This is a genomic window from Isoptericola sp. GX10416 (assembly GCF_056590155.1).
The window spans coordinates 540916-556674 of record NZ_JBWPVO010000001.1; the positions used below are offsets into that span (position 1 = coordinate 540916).

General features: G+C 72.8%; 15 protein-coding genes. 2 read left to right on the forward strand and 13 right to left on the reverse strand.

All coding sequences use genetic code 11. The annotated features are described in order from the left end of the window. Window positions 1-34 precede the first annotated feature (34 nt). The gene (locus ACWAT2_RS02755; RefSeq protein WP_402371229.1) at window positions 35-1084 is read left to right on the forward strand and encodes an iron-siderophore ABC transporter substrate-binding protein; all 1050 of its coding nucleotides are present in this window, start codon (window positions 35-37) and stop codon (window positions 1082-1084) included. A 119-nt stretch (window positions 1085-1203) separates the two neighbouring features. On the opposite strand, the gene ACWAT2_RS02760 is transcribed toward ACWAT2_RS02755, so the two are convergent. The 13 genes from ACWAT2_RS02760 to hrcA all read right to left on the reverse strand — a co-directional run bounded on the left by ACWAT2_RS02760 (window position 1204) and on the right by hrcA (window position 15310). Further along, window positions 1204-1998: an isoprenyl transferase gene (locus tag ACWAT2_RS02760; protein ID WP_402371226.1), complete on the reverse strand. Its 795-nt coding sequence runs from the start codon at window positions 1996-1998 to the stop codon at window positions 1204-1206. Next, complete coding sequence (gene recO / locus ACWAT2_RS02765; protein ID WP_402371225.1) at window positions 1998-2732, reverse strand: DNA repair protein RecO; 735 nt, start codon at window positions 2730-2732, stop codon at window positions 1998-2000. The genes ACWAT2_RS02760 and recO overlap by 1 nt, the downstream gene beginning before the upstream one ends. 39 nt (window positions 2733-2771) lie before the next feature. Then, window positions 2772-4553 (reverse strand): 2-isopropylmalate synthase, encoded by a 1782-nt coding sequence (gene leuA / locus ACWAT2_RS02770; RefSeq protein WP_402371222.1) that lies wholly within the window; start codon window positions 4551-4553, stop codon window positions 2772-2774. Window positions 4554-4737: 184 nt separating this feature from the next. Then, the gene (locus tag ACWAT2_RS02775) at window positions 4738-6429 is read right to left on the reverse strand and encodes a DUF7937 domain-containing protein (RefSeq protein WP_402371220.1); all 1692 of its coding nucleotides are present in this window, start codon (window positions 6427-6429) and stop codon (window positions 4738-4740) included. 98 nt (window positions 6430-6527) lie between these two features. Then, window positions 6528-8108, reverse strand: a complete 1581-nt coding sequence (locus ACWAT2_RS02780) for an alpha/beta hydrolase family protein (protein WP_402371218.1) — start codon at window positions 8106-8108, stop codon at window positions 6528-6530. A gap of 57 nt (window positions 8109-8165) precedes the next feature. Further along, the gene (era, locus tag ACWAT2_RS02785) at window positions 8166-9116 is read right to left on the reverse strand and encodes a GTPase Era (RefSeq protein ID WP_402371216.1); all 951 of its coding nucleotides are present in this window, start codon (window positions 9114-9116) and stop codon (window positions 8166-8168) included. Beyond that, a complete protein-coding gene (locus tag ACWAT2_RS02790) occupies window positions 9113-10435 on the reverse strand; it encodes a hemolysin family protein (RefSeq protein WP_402371214.1) in 1323 nt (440 codons plus the stop codon). Before ACWAT2_RS02790 ends, era begins: the two co-directional genes overlap by 4 nt. Before the next feature lie 8 nt (window positions 10436-10443). Next, a complete protein-coding gene (ybeY, locus tag ACWAT2_RS02795; RefSeq protein WP_402371212.1) occupies window positions 10444-10896 on the reverse strand; it encodes an rRNA maturation RNase YbeY in 453 nt (150 codons plus the stop codon). Beyond that, window positions 10893-11957 carry a PhoH family protein gene (locus ACWAT2_RS02800; RefSeq protein ID WP_402371210.1) on the reverse strand — a complete coding sequence of 355 codons (1065 nt, stop codon included), beginning with the start codon at window positions 11955-11957 and terminating at the stop codon, window positions 10893-10895. The genes ybeY and ACWAT2_RS02800 overlap by 4 nt, the downstream gene beginning before the upstream one ends. A 2-nt stretch (window positions 11958-11959) precedes the next feature. Beyond that, window positions 11960-12313 carry an HIT domain-containing protein gene (locus tag ACWAT2_RS02805; RefSeq protein ID WP_402371207.1) on the reverse strand — a complete coding sequence of 118 codons (354 nt, stop codon included), beginning with the start codon at window positions 12311-12313 and terminating at the stop codon, window positions 11960-11962. Window positions 12314-12323: 10 nt separating this feature from the next. Next, on the reverse strand, window positions 12324-13106 hold the full coding sequence (locus ACWAT2_RS02810) for a 16S rRNA (uracil(1498)-N(3))-methyltransferase (protein ID WP_402371205.1): 783 nt from the start codon (window positions 13104-13106) through the stop codon (window positions 12324-12326). A 1-nt stretch (window position 13107) separates the two neighbouring features. After that, window positions 13108-14229 carry a molecular chaperone DnaJ gene (gene dnaJ, locus ACWAT2_RS02815; protein WP_402371202.1) on the reverse strand — a complete coding sequence of 374 codons (1122 nt, stop codon included), beginning with the start codon at window positions 14227-14229 and terminating at the stop codon, window positions 13108-13110. Between the two features lie 49 nt (window positions 14230-14278). Next, complete coding sequence (gene hrcA / locus ACWAT2_RS02820) at window positions 14279-15310, reverse strand: heat-inducible transcriptional repressor HrcA (RefSeq protein WP_402371199.1); 1032 nt, start codon at window positions 15308-15310, stop codon at window positions 14279-14281. 265 nt (window positions 15311-15575) lie between these two features. Between hrcA and ACWAT2_RS02825 the strand changes: the two genes are divergently transcribed. Next, complete coding sequence (locus tag ACWAT2_RS02825) at window positions 15576-15755, forward strand: hypothetical protein (RefSeq protein ID WP_402371197.1); 180 nt, start codon at window positions 15576-15578, stop codon at window positions 15753-15755. The last annotated feature ends 4 nt before the right edge of the window (window positions 15756-15759 follow it).

The window sequence follows — 15759 nt, forward strand, 5'->3', positions numbered from 1 at the left end:
TCGCGCTCCGAGCGCGAGCAACCGAGGAGTACCCGTGCGCCTTCACCGTTCCCTGACCACCGCCGTCGGTCTCGCCGCCGTCGGCGCGCTCGCCCTGTCGGCCTGCGCGTCCGATCCCTCCACCGAGGCGGGCACGACCGAGGCGACGGCGGCGACCGGAGGCGCTACCGACGAGTTCCCCGTCACCATCACCCACGCGCTGGGCGAGACGGTCATCGAGGCCGCGCCCGAGCGGGTCGCGACGTGGGGCTGGGGCTCCACCGAGGCCGCCCTCGCCGTCGGCGTCACCCCCGTCGCGGTCGCCGAGCAGTCCTGGACCGTCGGTGAGGGCGCCCTGCTCCCCTGGGTCGAGCAGGAGTACGACGACCTCGGCGTCGACCACCCCGCCGTCCTCACCGACGCCGAGGGCGGCGCCACGGTCCCCTACGAGGAGTTCGTCGAGGCCGACCCGGACCTCATCCTCGCGCCATACTCGGGCATCACGGCCGAGCAGTACGAGGTGCTGTCGGACATCGCCCCGGTCGTGGCCTACCCCGACACCCCGTGGACCACCCCCTGGGACGAGGTCATCACGACGACGGCCGAGGCCCTGGGCCGCTCCGACGCCGGTGAGCAGGTGCTCGCGGACGTCGACAGCTACATCGGCGACCTGGCCGACGAGCACCCCGAGATCGAGGGCAAGACCTTCGCCGCGATCGTCGACTCCCCCTCCGAGGGACTCGTGTACGTCTACACGCCGGCCGACCCCCGTGTCGGGATCCTCGAGGGCCTCGGCGTCATCTCGGCACCGTCGGTGACCGAGCTCGACACCTCGGACGGCGGGTTCTTCTACACGCTGTCCTACGAGGAGCTGGACAAGCTCGAGTCCGACTTCCTGGTCGCCTACACCTACACCGAGGAGGAGGCCGCCACCTTCGGCGAGGGCGAGGAGCTCCAGGCGATCCCGGCTGTCGCGGCCGGCGACGTGGTCAAGGTCGTCGGCAACGTCGCCGTGTCGTCCGTCTCCCCGCCCACCGCGCTGTCCTACGACTGGGCCGACGGCGTGCCCGCGATCGTCGACCAGCTCGCCGAGATCTACGGCTGACCGACCTTTGACGCCGGCCGGACGAACCCGCCGCACGATCGTCGCCTTCCCGAAGTGGAGCGCCCCCAGGGCGCGTGAACGCGATCGTGCGGCGGGTTCGTCCGGCCGGCGTCGATGTGTCAGGTCGTCGACGCGGCGTCCACCGCTCCCCCGTAGCGACGGTCGCGCCGGGCGTACTCCTCGACCGCACGCCACAGGTGCCGCCGGTCCACGTCCGGCCACGGCTCCGGCAGGAACACCAGCTCCGCGTACGCGGCCTGCCAGATCATGAAGTTGCTGGTGCGCTGCTCGCCGGACGAGCGCAGGAACAGGTCGACGTCCGGCAGGTCCGGCTCGTCCAGGTACTTCTGCACCGTCTTCTCGGTCACCCGGTCCGGGTTGATCCGGCCCGCCGCCGCCTCCCGGGCGATCGCCGCGGCCGCGTCCGCGATCTCCGCGCGGCCGCCGTAGTTGACGCACATCGTCAGCGTGCAGCGGTCGTTCTCACGGGTCATCTCCTCCGCGACCTGCAGCTCCTTGATCACCGAGCCCCACAGCCGCGGACGGCGCCCCGCCCAGCGGATCCGCACGCCCCACGACGACATCTCGTCCCGCCGTCGGCGGATGACGTCGCGGTTGAAGTTCATCAGGAAGCGCACCTCGTCGGGCGAACGCTTCCAGTTCTCGGTGCTGAAGGCATACGCCGAGACGTGCTTGACGCCGATCTGCACCGCGCCCGCGACGACGTCCAGCAGCGACTTCTCGCCCTCCTTGTGACCCTCGACGCGCGGCAGGCCGCGCGCGTTCGCCCACCGCCCGTTGCCGTCCATCACCACGGCGACGTGGTTCGGCACGAACTCGGCCGGGATGGCCGGCGCAGTGGCTCCGGACGGGTGGGGGTACGGCTCGGCGTACTGCTGCGGGGCGCGGGGCATCAGGCCTCTCTCTCGATCATGCGCAACGAGCGCAGGGTGCGCTCGAGGTAGAACTGCGAGTAGGCGGCCACCAGCCCGGCCGCCTCGGAACGGTGCCGCCGGTCCGCAGCGTCGGCCACGGCCCAGTCCCCGGCGAGCAGAGCGGCCAGGAGCGTGAAGGTCTCGGGCGCGGGGGCCGTCGCCCCGGGCGGGCGGCAACGCAGGCACACCGCCCCGCCCTGGGCGACCGCGAACGCGTGGTGCGGGCCCGGCTCGCCGCACCGGGCGCAGTCGGTGAACGACGGCGCCCACCCGGCCACCGACAGCGCCCGCAGCAGGTAGGAGTCCAGCACGAGGCCCGGCGCATGGGCACGGCCGGCCAGGGCGCGCAGCCCGCCGGCCAGCAGCCAGTACTGCTGGACGGCGGGCTCGTGCTCCGCGGCCACGAGTCGGTCCGCGGCCTCGAGCATCGCGGCACCCGCCGTGTACATCCCGTAGTCCGCGCAGATCGCGCCGGCGTACGCGCCGAGCGTCTCGACCTGGGTGACCGAGTCGAGGCTGCGACCGGTGTGCAGCTGGACGTCGACCGCCATGAACGGCTCCAGGCGCGCGCCGAACCGCGACGAGGTGCGCCGCACCCCTCGACCGACCGCCCGCACCTTGCCGTGCTCGCGCGTCAGGAGCGTGATGATGCGGTCGGCCTCACCCAGCTTGTGGGTGCGCAGCACGATCGCGTCGTCTCGGTACAGGGGCACCGTGCCATTGTCCCAGGTGCGGCCGACACCAGACGGCGGTCAGCGACGCTCGGCGCGGTTGACGGCCGAGACGATCGCCTTGAGCGACGCCGTGGTGATGGACGGGTCCACGCCCACGCCCCACAGCACGTCGTCGCCGACGGCGCACTCGACGTAGGCGGCCGCCGAGGCGTCCCCGCCCTCCGACAGGGCGTGCTCGGTGTAGTCCAGCACCCGGACGTCGAGGCCCACGTGGGCGATCGCGTCGACGAACGCCGCGAGCGGCCCGTTCCCGGCACCCGTCAGCGTGTGCTCCTCGCCCCGGTCGACCACGTCGACCTCGAGCAGCGTGGCGCCGTCCTCCGCCGACGAGGTCCGCGTGCGCCGCAGACGCAGCCTGCCCCAGGGCTCCAGGCCCGACGTCGCGTCGACGGGCAGGTACTCGTCGGAGAAGATCCGCCAGATGTCGGCGCCCGTGACCTCCTTGCCCGCCGTGTCCGTGTGTCGCTGCACGGCGGCCGAGAACTCGATCTGCAGACGCCGCGGCAGCTCCAGGTGGTGCTCGGTCTTGAGCAGGTAGGCGACGCCACCCTTGCCGGACTGGCTGTTGACCCGGATCACGGCCTCGTAGGAGCGGCCCAGGTCCTTGGGATCGATCGGCAGGTAGGGCACGCCCCAGGTGAGGTCGTCGACGTCCTTGCCCTCGGCCTCGGCACGGGCCGCCATGTGGTCGAAACCCTTGTTGATCGCGTCCTGGTGCGAGCCAGAGAACGCCGTGAAGACCAGGTCGCCCACGTACGGGTGCCGTTCGTGGACCGGGAGCTGGTTGCAGTACTCCACCGTCCGGCGGATCGCGTCGATGCCGCCGCCCACGGTGAAGTCGATCTGCGGGTCGATGCCCTGGCCGAACAGGTTCATGCCCAGCGTGACCAGGTCGACGTTGCCGGTGCGCTCGCCGTTGCCGAACAGGCAGCCCTCGATGCGGTCGGCGCCGGCCTGGTAGCCCAGCTCGGCCGCGGCGACCGCGGTGCCGCGGTCGTTGTGCGGGTGCAGCGACAGGACCACGTTCTCGCGGTACTTCAGGTTCCGACTCATCCACTCGATGGAGTCGGCGTACACGTTGGGCGTGGCCATCTCGACGGTGGCCGGCAGGTTGACGATGACCGGGCGGTCCGCCGTCGGCTCGAGGACGTCAAGCACCTCGTTGGAGATCCGTGCGGCGAACTCGAGCTCGGTACCGGTGTAGGACTCGGGCGAGTACTCGTAGTAGACCGTGGTCTCCGGGACCGTCTCCTCGAGCTTGCGGCACAGCCTGGCGCCCTGCAGCGCGATGTCCACGATGCCGTCCATGTCGGAGCGGAAGACGACCTCCCGCTGCAGGATCGACGTCGAGTTGTAGATGTGCACGATCGCCTGCTTCGCGCCACGGATCGCGTCGTAGGTGCGCTCGATGAGGTGGTCACGGCACTGTGTGAGCACCTGGATCACGACGTCGTCGGGGATCCGGTCCGACTCGATGAGGGTGCGCACGAAGTCGAAGTCGGTCTGGGAGGCCGAGGGGAACCCGACCTCGATCTCCTTGTATCCCATCCGCACGAGCAGCTCGAACATGCGCAGCTTGCGCTCCGCGTCCATGGGCTCGATGAGTGCCTGGTTGCCGTCCCGCAGGTCGACCGCGCACCAGCGCGGCGCCTTCTCGATCCGACGGTCCGGCCACGTGCGGTCCGGCAGCTCCACGGTGATCTGCTCGTGGAACGGTACGTAGCGGTGGTACGGCATCCCCGAGGGGCGCTGCGGGTTGGCGGCGGCGATCCCGGTGGTGTTCGGTTCGGCAGTCTGCATCAGGGGTGTCCTTCGGTGTGGGGCTCACGATCGGCCGGCGCACCACGATCCACCGCGGCGAGGTTCCGGCCTCTTAGTAGGCCTCGCCGCGGCACCGAAGGAGGAGGCTCACCGCGTGCTGCACAGTGCCACCGTACACCGAGCGTGCCGTACGTCACGTCGGTGCCCGCAGACGCCGGAGCGGTCACCGACGGGTCCGCAGCGCCGCGTCCACGGACGGGTCGCCCAGGGCGCCGAGCCAGTCGAGCAGCGCCGGGTACGTCGACGGGTTCGCCGCCACGTGGGGGCGCAGGTGCGGCGCCTCCTGGACGATCTGGGCGAGGTCCGCCAGCGGCGTCGTCGGGTCGAGGGCGCGCTCCGGCGTCCAGCGGGAGCCAGGCACGTCCGCCACGGGCTGGAGCACCTGGGTGTGGTCCGGCCGCTGGACCGGCTGGTCGTCGGCGGCCGACCGCGCGGCCTCGACGGGCGCCATCTGCTGCGTCGCGTCCGTCCCGGCCGCCCAGGTGCCGCGCCAGCGCGAGCCCGCGTCGGCAGCGGGCGCGGCGGACGGCGCGGCGACCGGCTGCTGGACGGCGGTCTGCTCGACGCCGGGCTGCCCGGGGCGTGCCACCTCGCCCAGGGGCACCGCTGACGCCATGGGACCGGGTGTCTGCCACTCGCCGGTCGACGTCCCGTCCCGCACCGGCTCTGCCGGCTCGCCCGACCCGACGAGATTCCGGACCGACGGCGGCACGAGCAGCGCGACGAGCACCATCGCCGGCAGCGCGAGCGCCAGCAGGAGTTCCTCGACGTGGGAGCGGGTGCCGACACCGGCACGCGCCACGATGATCACCAGGCCCAGCACGACGATCACGCAGGCGGCGCCGACGGCGGTGGCGTGCGCCGTGCGCGCGTCACGCACCAGGGCGCGCCGCGCGAGGAACGCCATGACGACCACGACGACACCGACGATCAGGCGCAGGACGGGCTCCACACCGAAACCGAACCCCGGGATGTCCGCCGTCGCCGCGGCGACGAGTCGCACGATCGCGACGAGCGCGACGAACGCCGCCACGACCATGACCAGGTCGAGCGCACGTACCGCGACACGGATCCACCGGGCCGCGCTGATCTCCTCCGGTTCACCGGCCCGCGTCGCCGCCCGCTGCAGGACCACCGGCACGGCGGACGCTGCGACCACCGGCAGCAGGAGCAGCCCGTAGCGGTCCGCGTGCAGGGACTCGACCCAGCCGTGCCGTGCACCGCCGCCCAGCAGCGCGAGCTCGAGCGCGACCGCGCCGCCGACGGCGAGGAGCACCAGACCCGCCGCGTCGTCCTGGTGGCGCAGGAACGCCCCGGCCGTCAGCCACAGGACCCCGACCACGAGCAGCGCGGCCAGCACGCCCCCGACCACGGCCGGCCAGGGCAGACCGTCCACGACCGAGATCAAGGGCGTCAGCACCGCGGCGGCCGCCACCAGCACCGCCGACACGGTCAGTCCCCGGGACGTCGGCAGTGCGGCGGCCAGCACCGCGCCCGCGATGCCCAGCGCAAGGCCTGCCCCGATCCCCCCGTCGCCCACCGAGAACAGGTCGAGCACGACGTAGAGGAGCGCCACGAGGGCGTAGGGGGCGAGCCCGACGAGACGCGCCCGCGGTGCGGCGACGCCCGACCAGCTCTCCGGCACGAGCCCGGCCCGCCGCGCGTACGGAGCGGCGACCGCCAGCAGCGCGACCACCGTCGTGAGCACCACCCACAGCAGGTCGCTCCCCCGGAGCGCCACGTCCCACGGCAGCGGCAGCGCCACGAGGAGCGCGACGGCGGCGATGGCGTCGCGCACGATGTCGCGGGTCGGGACGTCCGCGAACGGAGACCGGGGATGAGCGACGTCGGACATGGGTACTGACTCCCTGCATGAGTGGACGACCGAGGGGACCGGTCGGGTCGTTTCTACCCGACTCGACCCCCTCACGTCAGATCGGGCGTGTCGGCGCGTCAGATGCCGAGCTGGTAGACACCCCAGTACGCGAGCGTCAGCAGCAGCGACACCGACCCGACGACGACGCACCACAGCACGACGGCTGCCGGTGCTGCGCGGGTCACGACGACGTCGCCACCCGCCCGACGTGCCGAGCGTACGTCGGCGATGCGCTGCAGCAGAACCGCTGCCGCCACCGCGGTGGCGACGCCGAGGAGCCGGACGGTCACCCACCCGCCCTGGACGATCACGTCGTTGCGCTGGTAGTCGAACGCGAGGCGCGCGACGAGCAGCAGGTACGCGGCCAACGCGCCCGTGGTGGCGACGGACCCTGCTCCGAGCGCCACGAGCGAAGGCCCGACGCCCGGCGCGAAGGGCTGCACCGGGCCGCCACGGCGCCGTCGGGCCAGCGGGACCACCAGTGCCGCGACGCCCCACGCACCGAGCGGGAGCACCACCAGACCCGTCCCGCCGAGGACCGCCGCCACGACCACGTCCCCGTTGCCCCACCAGAGCGGCTGGGGCACGGGGGCCGCCAGGAAGAGCTGCTCAGGGGTCGCGCCCGCCACCTGCGGTGCTGCGTCCGCCGTTCCCGGCTGACCCTGGATCCACGCGGCGAGGTCGGGCACGAAGTCGCGGTGCAGCGGAGCCACGCCGCCCTCGGGCACGCCGTCACGCACACGGATCCCGTGATCGGCACCCGCGTAGTAGCGGACGGTGACGGGTGCGTCCCCAGGCCCGGCGGCGGTGTCGGCCAGGACGATCCGGGCCCCCTGCTCGATGGGCATCGACGGGTCGGCGGCGCCGTACACCACCAGCACCGGCGCCGTCTGGGCCGCGAGCCAGGGTCGCACGTCGAAGTCGGCGTACGTGAAGCCGCCGCCGGGGAACTGCATCCCGACCGCCCGCGGGATCGCGCGGAACACCTGGTCGGGCACACGGGTGTTCCGCAGATAGTTGTCGACGGCGTACGCCGCCTGCTCGCGGGGCGGCACGACGGGTGCCGACGTCAGGACCGTGAACGCGATCGTGGGGTCGTCAGCCTGCAGGACGGGCACGATCCAGGTGCCTTCGGACTCGCCGTACAGCCCGACGCGCGCCGGGTCGACGCCCTCGACGGTACGCAGGAGGTCGACCGAGTGGTGGTAGTCGAGCGCCATGGCCTCGTAGTCGCGGTCACGCAGCGAGTAGGTGTCCATCCGCTTGTCGGGCACGAGTGTGACCACCCCGGCGCTGGCGAGGCTCGCTGCCGTCTCCGCGAAGGCCTCCGCGGCCCGCCCGGTGCCCGCACCGTGGACGAAGACGACGCCCGGCCGTCCCGTCATCAGGTCGCCGTCGCCGTCCAGCGGACGGCGCAGCAGGCCGTCGACGGTCGCACCGTCGAGCTCGATGGTCACCGGGTCGGTGCGGACCTCGTGGTCGCCCACCCCGCCCACCTCACCGGCGGCAGCGTCCACGCCGCCGATCGTCGTGTCCTCGGTCGCCGGCACGACGTGCTCCGTGACCGGTTGCGGGTCCCACTGCGGTCCCGCGACGGCACCCGCGACGGCCAGGCCGACCAGCAGCGCTGCGCTCGTCGCGATCGTCCGGAACACCACCCGTCGGATGCTACTCGCCGGAACCGCGCGGCGGGCGGTCGACGCCCGCGGGCGCGGTCAGAAGCCCATGCGTTGCAGCTGCTTCGGGTCCCGCTGCCAGTCCTTGGCGACCTTGACGTGCAGGTCGAGGTAGATGCGCGTGCCGAGCAGCTTCTCGATGCCCTCGCGTGCGACGGTCCCGACCTCGCGCAGCCGCGAACCACCACGCCCGATGATGATGCCCTTCTGGCTCTGCCGCTCCACGAACAGCGTGACGCGCACGTCCAGCAGCGGCCGCCGGCCGGCCTTCTCGTCCCCGCTGCCCTCGCGCTCCACGATCTCCTCGACCGAGACGGCCAGGGAGTGCGGCAGCTCGTCCCGGACGCCCTCGAGGGCGGCCTCGCGCACCAGCTCGGCGATCATGACCTCCTCGGGCTCGTCCGTGAGCTCGCCGTCCGGGTACAGGTCCGGGCCCTCCGGCAGGTGCGCGCCCAGCACCTCGGTGAGCTCGTCCACCTGGAACCCGCCCTTGGCGGACACCGGCACGATCGCCGACCAGTCGAGCTCCATCGACCGGGCGAGCTGGTCGACCGCCATCAGGTGCTCGGCCAGCCGGCCCCGGTCCACCAGGTCCGCCTTGGTCACGACGGCGACCACCGGCACCGGACTGCGCCCCTGCATCAGCGGAGCGAGCTTGCTCGCGATGTACTTGTCACCCGGACCGATCTTCTGGTCCGCCGGGAGGCAGAAAGCCACGACATCGACCTCGCTGAGCGTGTCCTGGACCAGCGTGTTGAGCCGCTCGCCCAGCAGGGTGCGTGGCCGGTGCAGGCCCGGGGTGTCGACCAGCACCAGCTGGAAGTCCTCGCGGTGCACGATGCCGCGGATGGTGTGTCGCGTCGTCTGCGGCCGCGCCGACATGATCGCGACCTTCTCCCCGACCAACGCGTTGGTGAGGGTCGACTTGCCGACGTTGGGCCGGCCGACCAGGCAGGCGAAACCTGACCGGTGGGGGATCTCGTGCGTCATGCGGGGACGTCCTTCTGATCGTGCGGCACGACGTCGTCGTCCGCTGCTTCGGGTGTGCTCCTGCGCACCAGGATGCTGGCGACCTGCTTGCGGCGCCCCTCGACGCGCTCGGCTTCGAGGCGCAGCGCGCCGACGTCGGCGCACGCGCCGGCGAGCGGCACCTTGCCGAGCGCCTTGGCGAGCAGGCCGCCGGCGGTGTCGACGTCGTCGTCGTCGAGCCGCAGGTCGAACAGCTCGCCGAGCTCGTCGACCGGCAGCCGCGCGGGCACGCGCCACAGCCCGTCGCCGAGGTCCTCCGGCTCCGGCTCGGGCGCCGTGTCGTGCTCGTCGGTGAGCTCGCCGACGAGCTCCTCGATGATGTCCTCGACCGTGACCAGGCCCGCCACCCCGCCGTACTCGTCGACGACGATCGCGATGTGCGAGCGCCGCGCCTGCATGTCCCGCAGCAGGTCGTCGGCGGGCTTCGACTCGGGGACGAACACCGGCGCACGGACGTGGTCGATGACCGGGCTGTCCTCGGCGGACGGGTCGGCGTCCAGCAGCCGGGCCACGTCCTTGAGGTAGACGACGCCGACCAGGTCGTCCACGGTCCGGCCCACGACGGGGACCCGGGAGAAGCCGGACCGCAGGAACAGGCGCATCGCCTTGCGCAGCGACGTGTCCTCGCTCGTCGTGACCATGTCGGGGCGGGGCACCATGACCTCGCGCGCCAGCGTGCCGCCGAGCTCCAGGGCGGAGCGGAGCAGCTCGCGCTCCTCGGCCTCGATGGCCTCGTTCTCCCGCACCCTGTCGGCCATGTCGCGCAGCTCGTCGGTCTCGGGGGCGGGCGCCTCGCCGGGTGCGCGTCGCCGCGGGACCCAGTCCACGGCCCGGTGGACTGCGGCGAGCGGGCCGCCCAGCGTGATGAGGGCCCGCGCCGGGTGGTGGTGCGCCCACGTCCGCGGGCTGAACCGCAGCAGCAGCACCCCGGCGGCGAGCCCGGCGACGGCGACGCCCAGGAGCGCCTCCCACCACCCATCGAACCAGTCGGCCAGGAGCAGTGCGAAAGAGCCCACGGCGACGGCCTCCGCGAGGACCCCGACCAGACCCAGGGACACCGGGACGCCCGGGTCGGCAGCCAGCTGCTGCGCACGCCGGATCCGGCGGGTGCGTGCGGGAGCCGCCGGACCGTCGTCGTCCCCGGCGAGCGCCTCGGCGAGAGCGTCAGCCAGCGACGCGCGCGTCACCCGCTGCACCGCCGTCCGCCCCGCGCTGAGCAGCGCCGAGAGCATCAGCGCGACGACGAGCGTCATCCACAGGACGACGTCGGGAGCATCCACCGCGCCCGTCACCGCCCGGCGAGGAAGGTGAGCAGGAGGCGTCGCTGCAGCGCGAACATCTCCTTCTCCTCCTCGGGCTCGGCGTGGTCGTAGCCGAGGAGGTGCAGGATGCCGTGCGTGGTGAGCAGCAGCAGCTCCTCCACCGTCGAGTGGCCCGCCGCCTTGGCCTGCTGCGCCGCCACGTCCGGGCACAGGACGATGTCGCCGAGCGTCCCCGGCGGTGCCTCCTCGCCCTGGCGGCCGGGGCGCAGCTCGTCCATCGGGAAGGAGAGCACGTCGGTGGGGCCGGGCTCGTCCATCCACTGCACGTGCAGGTCCGTCATCGTGGCCGTGTCCACGAACAGGACGGACAGCTCGCTGGCCGGGTGCACGTGCAGGCTGTCGAGAGCGAAGCGGGCCAGCGCCGCGAACTCCGCCTCGTCGACCTCGTGGCCCGACTCGTTGTTGACCTCGATGCTCACCGGCGTCCCCCTCGGTCGTTCCGGCTCCCCCGGCCGGCGCCGTCGCCGCGGGGCCGCGTGGTGTCCCACCGCGCGTAGGCGTCGATGATGTCGCTCACGAGCCGGTGCCGCACGACGTCGGAGCTCGTCAGACGGCAGAACTCCACGTCGTCGACGCCGGTGAGGATGTCCTCCACGACCCGTAGGCCCGACGTCGTGCCACCCGGCAGGTCCACCTGCGTGGCGTCACCGGTGATGACCATCGTGGAGCCGAACCCGAGCCGGGTGAGGAACATCTTCATCTGCTCCGCAGAGGTGTTCTGCGCCTCGTCGAGGACGATGAACGAGTCGTTGAGCGAGCGGCCCCGCATGTACGCGAGCGGGGCGACCTCGATCGTGGAGGAATCGATGAGCTTGGGGATCGAGTCGGGGTCGACCATGTCGTGCAGCGCGTCGTACAGCGGCCGCAGGTACGGGTCGATCTTCTCGCTGAGCGACCCGGGCAGGTAGCCGAGCTTCTCGCCCGCCTCCACGGCGGGGCGCGTCAGGATGATCCGGTTGACCTGCTTGGCCTGCAGGGCCTGGACCGCCTTGGCCATCGCCAGGTACGTCTTGCCGGTCCCGGCAGGGCCGATGCCGAACGTGATGGTGTTCGCGTCGATGGCTTCGACGTAGCGCTTCTGCCCGACGGTCTTGGGCCGGATCGTGCGGCCCCGGCTGGACAGGATGTCGAAGGTCAGGACCTCGGAGGGGAGCTGGACGGTCTTGGCCGTGAGCATCGCCACGGACCGCGAGACGACGTCCGGGGTGAGCGGCGTCCCGGACTCGACGACCTCGACGAGCTCGTCCAGCAGCCGGGAGACGATCGCGACCTCGGCGGCCGGGCCGTGCACGGAGATCTCGTTGCCCCGGGCGTGCACGTCGACGCCGGGGAACCCGTCCTCGACCGCGCGGAGCACGGAGTCGCGGCTGCCCAGCAGGGCGACCATCGGTACGTGGGCCGGGACGACGACGCGGTGCTCGGCGGTGTACCCGGCAGGTTGCTGGCCCGGGGGCCGATCGGAGGCGGCAGAGGTCGACATGCTCAGGCGGGGCTCCATCCGAGCTGGGTCCCGGCGATGACGTGCCCGTGCACGTGGAAGACGCTCTGGCCCGCTCGCGGGCCGGAGTTGAAGATGAACCGGTACTGCCCGTCGGCGAGGTCGTGCGCCACGGTGTCGGCGACCTCGACCACCTCGGCGAGCAGGCCGGGGTCCGCCGCGGCGAGCACGGAGACGTCACCGTGGTGCTCCTTGGGCACGACGAGCACGTGCACAGGAGCCTGCGGGTCGATGTCGCGGAACGCGATCACGCGTTCGGTGGTCTCGACGACGTCGGCTGGCAGCTCGCCCGCGACGATCCTGCAGAACAGGCACTCGGGATCAGTGGTGTCGGTCATACCGTCCACGCTACCGCCACCGGCCCAGACGTTCGCTCAGGAGTGCGACGGCGACGGGTCCGGCCGTCGAGGTGCGCAGCACGTGCGGGCCGAGGCGTGCCGCGGTCGCGCCCGCCGCGACGAGCGACGCGAGCTCGGCCTCACCGATCCCGCCCTCCGGCCCCACGACCACGAGCAGCTCGGGCGCGACGGCCCCGGAGGCCCGCTCGGCGGCCGCGGGCAGCGCGACGTCCGCGAGCGCCGTCGTCGCCTCCTCGTGGAGGACGACGACGGTACCCCCGGCGGCCGCGACCTCACGGGTGCGCGCCGCGAGCTGCTTGGTCGTGACGTGCTCGGACACCGCGGGCAGGTGCGCCCGGCGCGCCTGCTTCACGGCGGAGCGCACGGTCGACTCCCAGCGCGCCCGGGACTTCGCGGCCCGGGCGCCTCGCCAGACGACGACGGACCGGTCCGCCTGCCACGGCACGACGGCGTCGGCCCCGACCTCCACGGCCGCCTCGACCGCGAGCTGGTCGCGGTCGCCCTTGGCGAGCGCCTGGACGAGCGTGAGGACGACGCCGGGTGCCGGCTCGGTGGCACGCTCGGCCACCCGCAGGCGGACGTCGGTACCGTCGACCGACTCGACGACGCCGCGCAACCGGGTCCCGCCGCCGTCGACCACGTCGAGGGTCTCGCCGGGTCCGCGGCGCTGCACGACTCCGGCGTGGCGGCCCTCGTCACCGCCCAGGACGTAGACCTCGCCCGGTGCGACCCTGCTCAGGTCGTCCGCCGAGAGGAAGACGGGCGCGCTCACCTCAGCGGCCGCTCAGCTTGTCCTTGAGGCGGGAGAACACACCCGGGTGCGCCGCGACGAGCCGTGGCTCGGGCCGCTCCTCACCGCGCAGGCCGGCGAGCTGGTGCAGCAGCGCGGACTGCTCCTCGCTCAGCTCCGTGGGCACCTGCACCTCGACGTGGATGTTCAGGTCACCCCGGCCGTTGCCGTGCAGGTGCCCGACGCCGAGACCCTTGAGGGTGATGATCTGGCCCGGCTGGGTGCCCGGGCGCAGGTCGATCTCCTCGGCACCGTCGAGGGTGTCGAGCTCGAGGACCGTCCCGAGCGCCGCCGCCGTCATGGGCACGGGCAGGGTGCAGTGCAGGTCGTCGCCGCGGCGGACGAAGACGTCGTGCGCCCGCTCGCGGATCTCGACGTACAGGTCGCCGGCGGGACCGCCGCCCGGGCCGACCTCCCCCTGGGACGTCAGCTTGATCCGCGTGCCGGTGTCGACGCCGGCCGGGACGTTGACCGTCAGGCTGCGGCGCGAGCGCACGCGACCGTCGCCGGAGCACTCGGCGCACGGCTCGGGGATGACCGTGCCGAAGCCCTGGCAGGCGGCGCACGGCGCCGTGGTCATGACCTGCCCGAGGAAGGACCGGGCCACGCGCTGGACGTTGCCGCGGCCGTGACACACCTCGCAGGTGCGCACGTCGGTGCCGGGCCGGCAGCCGTTGCCGCCACAGGTGCCGCAGACGACGGCCGTGTCGACCTGGAGCTCACGCTTGGCGCCGAACGTGGCCTCGACGAGGTCGATGTCCATGCGTACCAGCGCGTCCTGGCCGCGGCGCGCGCGCGGTACCGGGCCGGAGGCCTGGCCACCGCCGAAGAACGTCTCGAAGATGTCCTGGAAGCCAAAGCCCTGGCCGAAGCCGCCGCCGGCGCCCCCGCCCGGCGCGGTCGGGTCCACGCCGAGGTCGTACTGCTCGCGCTTCTCGCGGTTCGACAGCACCTCGTACGCGCGGGCGACGTCCTTGAACTTCTCCTCGCCGGCAGCCCCGGCGACGTCCGGGTGCAGCTCGCGAGCGAGCTTGCGGTATGCCTTCTTGATCTGCTCGGGAGAGGCGTCGCGCTCGACGCCCAGGATCTCGTAGTAGTCGGTCACAGTTCTCTCTTCGGTGACGTACGCGGTCTGGTCAGGGTTTCCGCGTGGCTCAGCTCGGCAGCACGCGGGAGAGGTAGCGGGCCACGGCGTGCACCGAGGCGATCGTGCCGGGATAGTCCATGCGGGTCGGGCCGATCGAGCCGAGGGACGCGACGGGGTCGCCGCCCGACCCGTAGTCGGAGACGACGACGGATGCCTCGGTGAGGCCGTCCAGCCGGTTCTCGTGACCGATCCGCACACCGACGCCGTCGCTCGACATCTCGGTGAGCAGCCCCAGCAGGATGACCTGCTCCTCGAGCGCCTCCAGCACAGGGCTCAGCCCTTGCTCGAAGGTCGCCTCGGAGCGGGCGAGGTTCGCCGTGCCCGCGAGCACGATCCGTTCCTCGTTCTCCTGCCCGAGGGTGTCGACCACCAGGTCGGCCACGGCACCGGCGACACCCGCCAGGTCCGGGCCGACGGCCTCCACCACGGCGGCGAACGCCACGGGGAGGTCCGCGAGCCGTTTGCCGGCCGCCGCGGCGTTGAACCGGGCGCGCAGCTCGGCCAGCGTCGCCTCGGCCAGCGGGCTCCCGCCGTCGGCGGTGCCGGGCAGCTCGCAGAAGCGCTGCTCGACCCGGCCCGTGTCCGTGATGACGACGACGAGCAGGCGTCCCTCCCCCACGGGGACGATCTCGAGGTGGCGCAGGCCCGACCGCCGCAGCGACGGGTACTGCACCACGGCGACCTGCCCGGTGAGCTGGGCGATCAGCCGCCCGGCCCGCACGAGGACGTCGTCGAGGTCGACGGCCTCGGACAGGAACGTCTCGATGGCGCGCTTCTGCGGGATCGTCAGGGGCCGCACCTCGGCGAGGCGGTCGACGAAGAGCCGGTAGCCGGCGTCGGTGGGCACGCGCCCGGCCGACGTGTGCGGCTGGGCGATGTAGCCCTCCTCCTCGAGCGCCGCCATGTCGTTGCGGATCGTGGCGGGCGAGACACCCAGGCGGTGGCGCTCCGTCAGCACGCGCGAGCCCACGGGCTCCCGCGTCGTGACGTAGTCCTCCACGATGGCGCGCAGCACCTCGAGACGACGTTCCTCGCTCACTCTCCTGCGCCTCCCTCCGCCGAGCACCCTGGCGTTCGTGCGTGGCCGTACCTTTAGCACTCTCGATCGTTGAGTGCCATCCTACGCGTCCCGACGGACAGAACCACGAGTGCCGCCCACCGGCCCGGTGAGGTACCTCAGACCGCTCGAGGGCCTTGCGGTGCGCCGAGAACCGGGCACCTGCCCGATCCACGCGCCTGCCTCACCCGTCGAGGCTGGTCGACGACGGGTCACCCGGCCCGGCACGACAGTCACGGAGGCGATCATGCACCCGATCGAGCACCACACCCTCTACCGCCGCCAGGAGTCCGAGCTCGCCCGACGTGCCGAGCAGGTGCGTCAGGCACGCGAGCGCCGCACCGCAGAGCCGGAGCGCGCCACGGGGCGACGGGAGCCTCGGGCGGAACGTCACCGCCTCACGCTGCTGTGGCGCCGCACGGCGTGAGCAC